Source organism: Pseudomonas syringae group sp. J309-1 (genome assembly GCF_032582135.1).
Classification (GTDB): Bacteria; Pseudomonadota; Gammaproteobacteria; order Pseudomonadales; family Pseudomonadaceae; genus Aquipseudomonas; species Aquipseudomonas quasicaspiana.
In genome coordinates, this window is record NZ_JAWHNU010000169.1 from 1 (window position 1) to 514 (window position 514).

Below are 514 nucleotides of genomic sequence, written 5' to 3' on the forward strand. Positions count from 1 at the left end.
CTCCGTCGATCAGAGCCCGCTCCATGCCCCTTCAGAGCACTTTTCAAGAGATCATCAAACTCAATCCTGTTTCTTTTGAGCGCTTTGTTGAGCTCATTGATCCTCTCTGGATTGAACAAGCGCTGACATTAACGGGGACCGTATCGATTCGTCGCCGACGATTGCCTGCTGACCGCATCGTCTGGCTTGTGGTGGGATTGGCTCTGTTCAAAAATGAGCCGATTTGGCTGATTGTCCAGCAGTTAGGTTTGGCGCTCAATGATGGGAAAGTGCCCGCGCCAAGCGCCTCCGTTCAGGCTCGCCAACGATTGGGTGAAGCACCATTGGCGGCACTTTTTACACAATTGGCTGAGGCGTGGGGGCAAGCCAAACAACCCGCTACGGCAAGCTTTTTTGGGTTACGCAGCTTTGCCGTAGATGGTGTGGTGTGGTCCACGCTTGATACGCCTGAAAATCGTCAGGCTTTTGGTGGTGGGCGTACCCATTCCGGCGACGGTGCTTGGCCACAGGTGCG

General features: G+C 54.7%; 1 protein-coding gene. It reads left to right on the forward strand.

Going from position 1 to position 514, the window contains the following annotated elements; genetic code table 11:
* Positions 1-23: 23 nt before the first annotated feature.
* A partial coding sequence (locus RX972_RS29280) for a transposase domain-containing protein (RefSeq protein ID WP_316880798.1) occupies positions 24-514 on the forward strand: 491 nt, incomplete at its 3' end.